The organism is Nonomuraea sp. NPDC003709 (assembly GCF_040610775.1).
Taxonomy (GTDB): Bacteria; Actinomycetota; Actinomycetes; order Streptosporangiales; family Streptosporangiaceae; genus Nonomuraea; species Nonomuraea angiospora_A.
The window spans coordinates 14,833-26,164 of the sequence record NZ_JBEXMW010000060.1; the positions used below are offsets into that span (position 1 = coordinate 14,833).

Genomic DNA, 11,332 nt, shown 5'->3' on the forward strand with positions numbered 1-11,332 from the left:
GGCCCTAACGACCGTGCTGCGGACATCCTCGTCTGTGTCCTCGGTAGCGCGCTCGCGAAGCCAGGCAAGAGTCTCCGGGTCATCAGGCCAGCCCGAGGCGATCACCTCAACGGCCGCGCTGCGGACACCCTCGTGCCCGTCCTCGACGCCGCGCTCGCGAAGCCAGGCAAAAGTCTCCGGGTCATCACGCCCGCCCCGGTCGACGGCCCTAACAGCTGCACGACGGATGATCCAGTGTTCGTCCCGGACGGCGCGGTCGCGCAGCCAGGCAAGAGTCTCCGGGTTGTCACGCCAACCCTGGCCGATGGCCCTAACGGCCGTGCTGCGGACATCCTCGTGTCTGTCCTCGACGCCGCGCTCGCGAAGCCAGGTAAGAGTCTCCGGGTTGTCAGGCCAACTCTCAGCGATCGCCTCCACGGCCGCGCGCCGGACACCCTCGTGCCCGTCCTCGACGCCGCGCTCGCGAAGCCAGGCAAAAGTCTCCGGGTCATCACGCCAACCCTCAGCGATCACCTCCACGGCCGCGCGCCGGACATCTTCGTGTCTGTCCTCGATGCCGCGCTCGCGAAGCCAGGGCAGTATCTCCGGGTCATCACGCCAACCCTGGCCGATGGCCCTAACGGCCGTGCTACGGACATCTTCGTGTCTGTCCTCGGTAGCGCGCTCGCGAAGCCAGGTAAGAGTCTCCGGGTTGTCAGGCCAACTCTCAGCGATCACCTCCACGGCCGCGCGCCGGGCCTCTTCGTGTCTGTCCTCGACGCCGCGCTCGCGAAGCCAGGGCAGCACCTCCGGGTCATCACGCCAACTCTCAGCGACCGCCCTAAGGGCCGCGCGCCGGACACCCTCGTGTCTGTCCTCGACGCCGCGCTCGCGAAGCCAGGCAAAAGTCTCCGGGTCATCACGCCAACCCTCAGCGATCGCCTCCACGGCCGCGCGCCGGACATCTTCGTGTCTGTCCTCGACGCCGCGCTCGCGAAGCCAGGGCAGCACCTCCGGGTCATCACGCCAACCCTGGCCAATGGCCCTAACGGCCGTGCTACGGACATCCTCGTCTGTGTCCTCGGTAGCACGCTCGCGAAGCCAGGCAAAAGTCTCCGGGTCATCACGCCCGCCGCGGTCGACAGCCCTAACTGCCGCGCGACGGACGATCCAGTGTTCGTCCCGGACAGCGCAGTCGCGAAGCCAGGCAAGAGTCTCAGGGTGATGGGGTCCGCCTGCGGCGATAGTGTCAACGACCATGCTGCGGACGATCCAGCGTTTCTCCCGGACGACGCGGTCGCGCAGCCAGGCTGAAGTCTCCAGGTCATCACGCCAACCCTCAGCGATGACATCAAAGGCTGCGATGCGGACATCTTCGTGTCTGTCCCCAGTGGCGCGCTCGCGAAGCCAGGGCAGTATCTCCGGGTCATCACGCCAACTCTCAGCGACCGCCCTAAGGGCCGCGCGCCGGACACCCTCGTGTCTGTCCTCGACGCCGCGCTCGCGAAGCCAGGCAAAAGTCTCCGGGTCATCACGCCAACCCTCAGCGATCGCCTCCACGGCCGCGCGCCGGACATCTTCGTGTCTGTCCTCGACGCCGCGCTCGCGAAGCCAGGCAAAAGTCTCCGGGTCATCACGCCAACCCTCAGCGATCGCCTCCACGGCCCCGCGCCGGACACCCTCGTGCCCGTCCTCGACGCCGCGCTCGCGAAGCCAGGCAAAAGTCTCCGGGTCATCACGCCAACCCTCAGCGATCGCCTCCACGGCGGCGAATCGTATGACCGCTTCGGCACTTGTGGTTGCGTGTCCTTTGAGGGTGTCCAAGGTCTGCGCTTCGACGGCTAAACGGAGGCGAGCTGCAATATACCTGGCGGAGTGGAGCATCCCGATGCGGTTCCCCGTTGCCAAGCGCCATCGTTCACGCTGGGAGTGATCGAGCCACGCAGTCTCGTGGCCGAAGGGCGGCAAGGACTTCTCAATTGCTGCAGTAAGAGTTAAATCGTACTCATCTTCTTTGACAGCGGCAGTTCTGATTAGTTCGACGAGGAGTTGGGTAATGGTAGGCGCGAGGGATCTAAGGGTCTGTCGCCTGCGAATCTCGCTGATGGCACTGAGGGCGAGCAGTTGAGATGTGGGAAGTTGTTCATCGAACCTCCCATAAGAGCCTGTGACGGCAAGGCGGGAGATAACCTCACCTGCGAGCAGTTCAGGAATCATTCCAGTGAGAAGGAGGAGAACTTCTCGCCAAGCGGGGTCGGTGGCATGGACGTCGTAGAGGTCAAACAGTTCGTGATCGGTAAGTTTTCTGTCGGTGAGCTGCTGGTTGATGTCGTCGGCTGCGAGATACTCCAAGAAAGCGCGATGGACAAATCCGTAGAGCCCGGCGCCGAAACTGGAGAGAATGAAGTTGCGGTGCTGGAACTGCCGGAGCATCGCGCGCGCGGCGTGGACGGCGCGATCTTTGGGGAGCCCAAATTCTTCGGTGAAATAGGTCTCGAAAGCCTCAATGAGGTCTCGCGCAGGTATGTGGTTACCTGCGAGCCCGGCAGGTCCGTCTTGCATACGCCGGGCGACGCTGTGAAGCATGCGGAGCTTGTCGTCGGCGATGAGTTGGGGTAGATCGGTGTCGTGGGCACGCAGGTGCTTGTTGACATCCCAGTGCTCGATCAGAACGGTGACTGCGTGCTGATAGACCGTGCGGCGGTCGTGGGGAAGTTCTCGGCGGCGGCCGATGATGGCCAGGATGGTGAGGAGCATGGGATTGCCGGCGATTTCACCAACGGCCATGGAAGCGTTGATCGCTGCCAGCAACCGGTGACGCATCTGTGTCGCGGTCGCGGGATCGCCAGGACAGCTGCGCTTATACCAGGTGGTGATGAACGCTTCGATCTCAAGCGTGTCGAGGTCTTGGAGCATGAAGGTGGTAAAGCCGGCCGCGTCGAGTGTCGAGCGGTTATATCCGACGACGCGTGAGGTGACGATAGTCCGCACATTCGGGTAGCGGGCCACGAATCCCTCTATCTGCCCGACCACATCGGCTCTGACTTGAGGATCGAAGATCTCGTCCAAGCCGTCGAAGACCACCAAGGCGCGTCCACCGTCGGATAGGTACCGCTCCAGGCGAACCTTAGAGAGGCCGAGGTGGTGGCTGGACCGCATCTCGTCGATCAGGTCCAGGAACGTCTTGCCCCGCCAGGCCGGGTCTGCGTACGTACGCAGTTCCACCAGCAGCGGGAGCCGTCCCACCCATTCCGCCGGCAACTCGACGGCAAGCTCCCCAGAGCTATCCTGCTGAAGTTCGGTGATCGCCAGAGCCATCATCATGAAACGGGCTAGAGTCGATTTCCCCGCGCCAGGGTCACCGAGCACGACAGCACGGCTCGTCCGGCCCAATGCCTCTAGCACCGGACGCGCCGGACGCTCCTGATATGCGCGGCGGGCCTCCTCCAATCGAGTGAGGTCGATGTTGTCTGGCAGTCCCGACAACTGTTCGTCCGCCACCAGCCGATGTAGCACCTCACGCGGCAGGTTTAGCAACTCTACCGGCGGCGGATTCTCTCGCACAGACTGCTGAAAAAATACCTCACTCAGCAGCATCACTGGATGCTCGCCCTGCTCGGTCAACGGAGTAAGGATTTCGAGATCGACCCGCCGGTACCGGGCACGAATCCGCTGAAGATACTCCTGGCGCTCCTGTCCCAGCCCTTCTACGTCCGTCTTATCGGCGGCAATCCCCTCTGTGCCCCCGTAGACCGTAATCTGCGTGAGCTTGAGATCTCCGCCGACGGTGCTCCCCATCACCTGCTGGTCAATGTTCGGCTGCTGACTCGCCCGCTTACGGGGCGACCACCACCGACGCTTTTCCCGTGGCTCATCCATACTGATCCTGATTTAGGTCACCAACGACCTGGTTGTCGGACGCCTCCTGAGTCGAGCGCCCCTTTGCCTTCTGACTGAGCGATCCACCGACCGTGTTACCGGTGGCCCTCTGTCGTGCACCTTCCGGTTCCTTTCCCGCTATAGGGAGGAACCACTGCACAGCAGCACCGACGGCCAGGAGCACACCACCGGAGACCCACCAGGCAACAGCATCATGATCAGTGAAGAATCCCGTTGCTACATTCACTAATGCGGCAACCAGTACGGAACCGATGGCACCTGCCACCCGCTGTAGGGTGTGACTCACCGCTGCTCCCTGCCAAACAGAACGGATGACCGCGACAGGCCACTCGAAGCTACCTTGCTCGACGATAACGGCGCAGGGGCACAGTTTGCGAGATTCGTTACAGACCTAGCTAGCATCGAAGTGGCTAAGGTTCATACGCCTGCGGATCTTGCCGGCGGCTGGCGGCGCCGGCTGAGACCGGCCGGAGAGTCGCAGCGCGGCCAACGACCACCCGACGCGTGGCAGCCTGCCAGAGGCGGGCTGCCCTTGACGTCCACCCACGAACCGCGATGCGCATCCTCCGCCACTCGCAGATCTCCGTGACCATGAACGTCTACACCCAGATCCCATCGCCGGAAATGCGCAGAGCGCTCGATCTTCTGAACGCCAGCCTCGACTCTCGAAAAGATCATTGCTGACGAGAGCTGCTTAGAAGGCACTCCATGGCTCCGCCTGGGGTGCCGTCACCATTTCTCGAGTCCAACCGCATCCGCGTATAGCTCACGGATCCTCCCCGCAACGTCCGGCCTCGCCGTCTGGACATCCCACGAAGTGCTGTCGAAGGCTCGAAGGCGAACATCAGGTGCCGACGAACCGACCCTGCGCCCCTCCGCCTCTCCATCCACAAGCTGCGGGTGAGACTCGAACAACTGGAGAACCTGGTACGTCGACAGCCACACATCCCCGTGTATCTCGATCTCGGGAATCAGCCAGTCGATCGTCAATCGCCACTCGTAGCTGTCGATCAGGGTCCCGAGAGACCTGAGCAACTCTTCGAGACCCAAGTAACGGCCGTCACGCCACGCGGCGAACGTGAGCATCCGAGTCGCTGCCACCGGGACTCCTGCCGTCGAAAGACCACGTTGCTGTTGTACGGAGATCAGAAAGGCCCTCCGGGATCCTCCCGAAGGGCCTCTGAACTGCGAGCCGACGAGGGGAATCGAACCCCTGACCTTCTGTTTACAAGCGGGAAGATGCTTGTCCGAGCCCGTCCACCGATGCCGTCTAAGCCTGCTCAGGGCCTCTACTGGAACGTTCCCATTCCAGAAGCATCCAGGGTTGTCCAGACCCGTTGTTAGCATCCACGTTAGCAAGATCGCTAACCTCGGCGCTGCACTGCCAGAGTACGCCTCAAAGCAAGGTCTCTGGCCGAAGTACCTCGCTGCGCAAGATGCGATGGATCTCGCCGACTTCGGCATTATGGTTCGTCTGACGTCGCAGTTCTTTGCGTACGGCGTCGGTCACCACATCGGACAGAAGCACCTGGGCCAGAGACTTCGGCGACGTTGCGGCGCGAGCTCTCCACAGGTCATCGATCAGGCGACGCTTGAACGCCTCCTTGGTCAAGTAGAAGAGCGCGTCCGTCTTGACACCCAGCCCGGTGTCACTGAGCAGGTCCACTTCAAGGGCCAGGTCGATGACAACGGGGAGGCCGGCGGTCATGTGATAGGCCTGCCACACTTGGCCGTTGGACAGGACCATCCACTCAACACCCTCGTTCACGGCGTACATCTGCACCTGCCGTAGGTGTTTGACGTTGAGCTTCTGACTGCAACGCTTCACCTCGATGAAGGCGATCAGCTGCTTGTCGATGCGGATGCCGTAGTCAGCGAACTCACCCTTGACCTGATACTCCGTAGTGAGGTCGTCATATTTGTCGTAGCCGAGTCCTGCGCATAGGAAGTCGGTGATGAGCAGGCGCGTGTCCCCTTCATTAGCATCACGCGCTATAAGATCAGTTAGCGGCTTGGAGTAGCGCCGTATCGCTGCTCGAACGCGCTCCCGCGCATCAGCCTCCCACTTCGGAACTGCCCGCGCCCCCGCCGGCTTCTTCGTTGGGGAGCTTACGACTTCCCTGGAGACCTCAGCCTGCTCGTTACCGACGATCGCCTGTGCGGCCTGCTCGCTCATGGCATCCACCTGCACATCTAGTAGGGACAAGGCAGGCTAAGCCATTTGGAAGATCAACACATTATGTTACTGGGATCGATACGAAAACGACTCCCATAGCGCCACTCTGGATACCCAGGTCAAACCGCACATATGGCATAAATTCCTCGACGACCGCTCCGCCAACCGATAGGACACGGATTCCAATCGATCAGGCGTCGAACCCAAATAGGGGAATGTGACTGTCCGCTTTCAGGCAGAGCAATCTCCCTGCTCGGTTGAGCGAGACCATGGTCAGGAACATGTGGATGGCAGCCGAGGTGTGTCCGTGCTGACGTTCCATGAGCCACGCATGACGCTAAACACCTTCCTGAGCTGATTAGTCCGGATCGATGACCCATACATCGATTGTTGCCCCTGGGACCTCGCCCGCCCCTGGAAGGCGCTTGACAGCCTCGATGCGATCGACTCTGTCATCAGCGGGCTGAGGTGTCCCCCGCCATGCCCGTGTGCCGAAGATGCCCTCCATTGCATCGAGCGTGGGCTTGATGAGATTATCCAGATCCCAGACCTCGTTCGCATTGCGGGCCGTGGCAAGCCGGAACTCCAGACGAACGGCGAAACGCGCGGCCTGAGGCTCCACTCCGCTCGCATCGACGGCCGATCGAACAGTATCTTTCCAAGGTTTTTCGTGGGCTGTGGCGAAGGTAGCAGGCCGACCGGTCACCTGAATAGTCACAACATGGCGACCCGTCATGCGCTCCAGGATCGCACGCCACCTGCGCGGCCGAGAAACTCGAACCGCCTTCTTATCCGTAGGGCAGGGCAGCCTCCTGATCGAGGCGCCTTTGCCTTGGTATGGCGGTTAAGAGTGGCTGGAGTCGGACGGCGTAGTATGGCTGCATTGCTGTACTTCTGTGCTGTACAGCGGCGGCGAGAACCCGCATGCCCAGTGGCGAGGCAGCTACCAATCGCATCAACACTGCCGCGCTGGACCGGTCCAGAGTGTATGCATGACCTCATGATCTGGTTAAGACGACATCTCCACGCCGCCGCCGCCCTTGCACTGGTCGGCCTCCTCACCGCATGCGGCGGGGCCACGACTAATAAGGACGCCGCCGCCATCATCGGCGACCTCGGCGCCAACGGCGTGCCCGCCAAGCTCGGTACCGTCTACGACGAGAACACCGACCCGAACAAGCTGCTTGGCCGCCCCAACGGCTACCTCAGCAAGGCTGAGTTCACCGATAACAGGGTCAAGGCCGATAAGGCCGGCAGTGTCGAGGTGTTCGAGGACGCCAGCAGCGCCGAGGCTCGCGCCAAGTACATACAGGCGCTCGGGAAGACTCCGATGCTGGCTGAGTACACGTACGTCAAGGAGAACGTCGTGGTGCGTGTGGATAAGGACATGGCCCCCTCCGACGCCAAAGCGTACGAGGACGTGCTCAACGAGATCGTCGAATAGCTCCGGAAATGCCGAAAACGGCGCCGCCTCCGGAAAGGACGGAGCCGTAGCCGCTATGCCGAGCGAAGCTCTACAGGCCGCGGGAGTTCCGAGTGGTCAAGCTCTCTGCGTAGGGAGGTGTTCCCGCTGGTGGGGCCTAGGAGATTCAAGCTTCTGACTTCCTGCTTGCAAACGGGAGCCGGTCACGACGTAGAGCCTTCCGCTCCCTGCTCAAGCGGTAGTTGGAGACTGGTGGCATTTGACTGGGTGAGGCAGCGTTGCTGTATCCGACTGCTGTACGGCACCGCGCGCGAACGACAGCACCGTCTGACGATGCGCCAGCCGAAACCCACCGCCTCAACCGCACGGTTCGGTCTCTCGCCGCTTCGAGCTACCTCAAACCCGATGCCACCTCGATGTGCCGAACGACGAGCAGGAGATCCGCCGAGTGCAGACGTTGCTCAATCTCGCTTAATCGGACGCCGAGGAGGTCGCGCTGCGCTTCCGTGAAAACGGCGCCGAAGTCCAGGCACTCGCGGACGCATATGGTGATCTCCAGGAGAACGGGGTCCGAGGAGGGCAGCAGACGAGGGAAGCGTTGGCGGCGCCAAAACCGCAATGCGAGCAACGCGGCCTTCCGGGGGTTGCCGTACCAGTACCAGCGAACCTGAAGGTTGGGATTTGGTTCCTCTGCACGCGGAGATCGCCGGCCTTGCATTTTGGCTTCCCGACGCCTTGTCGCGTAGGCGTGGAGCTCGGCATGCCAGGCAGCGCGGCTGGCCTCGATAGCGTCCAGCGCCTGAAGCAGTGCCGCCTCATCGTGTTGAAACCTCCCTGCCTGGAACTCGAGGAAACTCAGCGTCGCCTCGAATCCGAGTGGCCGATACAACTGCACGCAGGACCGGAACGCTGACAGCCGCCATCGGTAGGGCAAGTCAGGGTCACGTACCCTACGGGCGAAGTTGGCGAAGCTCACCGGGGAAGGCTAGCCAATTGGACGCGGGGAGGCACCAACTCGGCAACGGCGCTGCGGGGTCATTACTAGTGGTCTGTCCCAACCACTCACTTCCAGACCTGACCGTCCGCTTTTCAGGCGGACCGATCATCCTGCTCGGCTGATCGCCACCCTGGCCAGACGCGTGTTGAAGTTGGCTGGGATGCGTCGGCGCGTGGGGACGTTGCTGTCAGCCCTGCTGTTACCTCAGCCAGAGATATCCGGTGGCAAGGCCCGACGTAGGAGGGCCGCGGCAGCCGATCGCCCCGACCAACTACGGAGAGCACCAGGTCAGCGATCGTCACGGCGTTAGGCGCGCCAACTTCCCCGATCGGCCTCCGGGGAGGATCGGACCGGATTTTGGCGCCAGAGAGTCGATCTTGACGACGATTCGGTGACGACGGCTGTTTGCCCTGGTTGAGCGCCCTAGCGTGCCTGCTCATGCCTGTGGATTTCCTCTCATTTCTGAGAACACGAACTGTCGCTGTCGTTACACAAAGCCACTTTGGGACTCATCGCACGAACCCGAGCGGGGGGCCCTTCGGCGAGCTTCGAGCGCATCCAAGATCAGGTCCAGGCCGTAGCTGAACTCGCTGGTGTAGTCGTAGCCCGGCCGCAGGGCGTGGTCGCGGATCATCTCGGTGAGGTACGGCAACTCCTCTGCCGGCAGATGCCGGAGGATGCCGCTGGCCACTTCCTCGACATCGTCCGGCGTCGTCATCGGTAGGTTCGCCTCCTGGAGGACGAACCCGCCGATGTAGCTGTCGATGAGCGAGACGGCGTGCGCGGCCATCGGCAGCGTGAACCCCGCCTCCCGGAGGACGCCCAGGACGGCGTCGTGGTGGCGCAGCGTCGCCGGTCCCGGATGGCGACGGGAGTCCATGAGGCCGAGAGCCCAGCTGTGCTGCGAGAGGATCACACGTGCGGAGGAGGCACGCGTACGGATCGCATCGCGCCAATCGTCGCATTCAACACCGGGTAGCTTGATCGCCGCGAACACCATGTCGACCACGCCGTCGAGGATCGCGTCTTTGTTCGGCACGTGGTGGTAGAGCGACATCGCCTCCACGCCCAGTTCCTGCGCCACCCGGCGCATCGTGATCGCCTCCACGCCGCCGCGATCCGCGACCCGGATCGCGGCTTCCAGCACGAGACCTCTGCTGAGCGGTTGTTGCGGTGGTGGCACGACGGCTCCGGGTGTGGGCGGGTTGACAGGCTTACGAGCGTAAGCCAACCTTACACCCGTAAGTAGCCTTACGGGTGTAAGGCTCTCCGGATTGGCGTCAGCCAGGGCTCAGCCAACACCTGACCTATGACGCGCCCCGCCGGGGCGAGAGAAGGGGATTTCGATGCCGATGCCAAGGTGGTGGGGGCACGTGAACAAGAGGGTGTTCAACCCCCGCGCGATAACCGGCGGGAGATGGCCGGTGCTGATTCACATCGGTCGCATTTCTGGCGCTACGTACCGCACGCCGCTCGATGCGCATCCCGTCGACAGCGGCTACCTGTTCGTTCTGGTGTATGGATCGCGCTCCGATTGGGTGCAGAACGTCCTGGCGGCCAGAGGTGCGCGGCTCCGGGTCGACGGGAGAGCGATGGAACTCACCGCCCCACGCCTTGTCGGGAAGGACGAGGCGTTCCAGGCCCTCCCCCATGAGGTGGCACGCCCACCGAAGCTGCTCCGCATCACCGAGTTCCTCCGCATGGACCTGCTCACAGGCTGACCCTGGCCGCCGCCCCGGCAGTCCCCGTCTTGCGCGTCGGGGAGCCTGAACCGGCTCGCCGATCCGGCGCCGGCACACTCCACCACCACGACAATTACAGGACAAGCATCGTGCATACAAACAGGCGGGCAATCGCAATTGCGGGCACACTGGTCATCGTAGGCATGATCGCCGGTGCGCTGAGCATCGTTCCCGCTCTCGAGGAGCCACGCTATCTCGCTCTCATTTCCGCACACGAGAGCCAGGTCATCGTCGGCGCAGTTGCTCAGTCCATCATGATCCCCGCCTATGTCGGGTTCGCGCTGTACCTTTATCCGACATTGAGGGCGGAGAACGAAGCGCTTAGTCAGGGTTTCCTTGGGTTCAGACTGATCGCAGCGACGTTCCACTTCATAGGCGTGATCATCCTGCCCTTGTTTCTTGTGCTGGGCGATGGATTCACCCAGGCCAGCGCTTCGGAAGCATCCCACCTCGAGGTCTTGGGCGAGCTGCTGCGGACGGCGCGCGACCTGGTCAATCACGTCGCATTGATCATCTCACTGAGCCTCGGAGATCTCCTGTTGTTCCGCATTCTGTGGCGGTCGAGATCTGTCCCTCGATGGCTATCCGGGTGGGGATTTCTGGGAATCGGAGCAGCTATATCGGCGAGCTTCTTGGTGCTACTTCGCCTAACTGACGTGGTCACGCCGCTCTACCTGGCCATGAATGCGCCACTGGGCCTGCAGAGCTTTGTCTTCGCCGTGTGGTTGATGACAAGAGGCTTCGCTACGAATACATCAACCACGGCCCACCAGCACGGCGTCCGGCGCGGCTGACGCGCAGGCCGTCCCACCTTGTTGCGACGCCTGCGGATTCCGCCACTCGTGAGACGTTGACCCAGGGAGCATCTCATGCCGTAGCACGTGAGGCACTCCGGGCTTGCCACCCACCAAGGCGCCGTCGTTCCGCCGCCCGCCCCGCCGACCCCCTCGGGCAGCAGCGACTCGAGTCGCTCCCACTCCGCATTGGTTAAGTCACCTCGACCCATACGCCAATCGTTAACCTGCGGCTTTCACGGCGAATTTGAGCCGACCTGATCATTCACATAAGAAAAGTGCCCTTGAGCTGGGAGGATCGGACTTGTCTAAGGCCCCGTC

Annotated in this window: 9 protein-coding genes; 3 read left to right on the forward strand and 6 right to left on the reverse strand. The window is 62.5% G+C overall.

Annotation, left to right across the window (positions count from 1 at the left end; translation table 11 throughout):
- The 4 genes from ABZX61_RS64930 to ABZX61_RS64945 all read right to left on the reverse strand — a co-directional run.
- On the reverse strand, positions 1-3,777 hold a 3,777-nt coding region (locus tag ABZX61_RS64930), incomplete at its 3' end, for a HEAT repeat domain-containing protein (RefSeq protein ID WP_355212999.1).
- Positions 3,778-4,608: 831 nt separating this feature from the next.
- The gene (locus tag ABZX61_RS64935) at positions 4,609-4,965 is read right to left on the reverse strand and encodes a hypothetical protein (protein ID WP_355213001.1); all 357 of its coding nucleotides are present in this window, start codon (positions 4,963-4,965) and stop codon (positions 4,609-4,611) included.
- Positions 4,966-5,275: 310 nt separating this feature from the next.
- On the reverse strand, positions 5,276-6,055 hold the full coding sequence (locus ABZX61_RS64940) for a hypothetical protein (RefSeq protein WP_355213003.1): 780 nt from the start codon (positions 6,053-6,055) through the stop codon (positions 5,276-5,278).
- Between the two features lie 358 nt (positions 6,056-6,413).
- Positions 6,414-6,791: a hypothetical protein gene (locus ABZX61_RS64945; RefSeq protein ID WP_355213005.1), complete on the reverse strand. Its 378-nt coding sequence runs from the start codon at positions 6,789-6,791 to the stop codon at positions 6,414-6,416.
- Positions 6,792-7,055: 264 nt separating this feature from the next.
- On the opposite strand from ABZX61_RS64945, the gene ABZX61_RS64950 reads away from it, so the two are divergent.
- A complete protein-coding gene (locus tag ABZX61_RS64950) occupies positions 7,056-7,499 on the forward strand; it encodes a hypothetical protein (protein WP_355213007.1) in 444 nt (147 codons plus the stop codon).
- Between the two features lie 370 nt (positions 7,500-7,869).
- On the opposite strand, the gene ABZX61_RS64955 is transcribed toward ABZX61_RS64950, so the two are convergent.
- Both ABZX61_RS64955 and ABZX61_RS64960 read right to left on the reverse strand, forming a co-directional pair.
- The gene (locus tag ABZX61_RS64955) at positions 7,870-8,454 is read right to left on the reverse strand and encodes a hypothetical protein (protein ID WP_355213009.1); all 585 of its coding nucleotides are present in this window, start codon (positions 8,452-8,454) and stop codon (positions 7,870-7,872) included.
- Between the two features lie 508 nt (positions 8,455-8,962).
- Positions 8,963-9,622, reverse strand: coding sequence for a TetR/AcrR family transcriptional regulator (locus tag ABZX61_RS64960; RefSeq protein ID WP_355213011.1), 660 nt, complete (start codon positions 9,620-9,622; stop codon positions 8,963-8,965).
- Between the two features lie 226 nt (positions 9,623-9,848).
- On the opposite strand from ABZX61_RS64960, the gene ABZX61_RS64965 reads away from it, so the two are divergent.
- Both ABZX61_RS64965 and ABZX61_RS64970 read left to right on the forward strand, forming a co-directional pair.
- Positions 9,849-10,196, forward strand: a complete 348-nt coding sequence (locus tag ABZX61_RS64965) for a nitroreductase family deazaflavin-dependent oxidoreductase (RefSeq protein ID WP_355213013.1) — start codon at positions 9,849-9,851, stop codon at positions 10,194-10,196.
- 110 nt (positions 10,197-10,306) lie between these two features.
- Positions 10,307-11,011 carry a DUF4386 domain-containing protein gene (locus ABZX61_RS64970; protein WP_355213014.1) on the forward strand — a complete coding sequence of 235 codons (705 nt, stop codon included), beginning with the start codon at positions 10,307-10,309 and terminating at the stop codon, positions 11,009-11,011.
- Positions 11,012-11,332 lie beyond the last annotated feature (321 nt).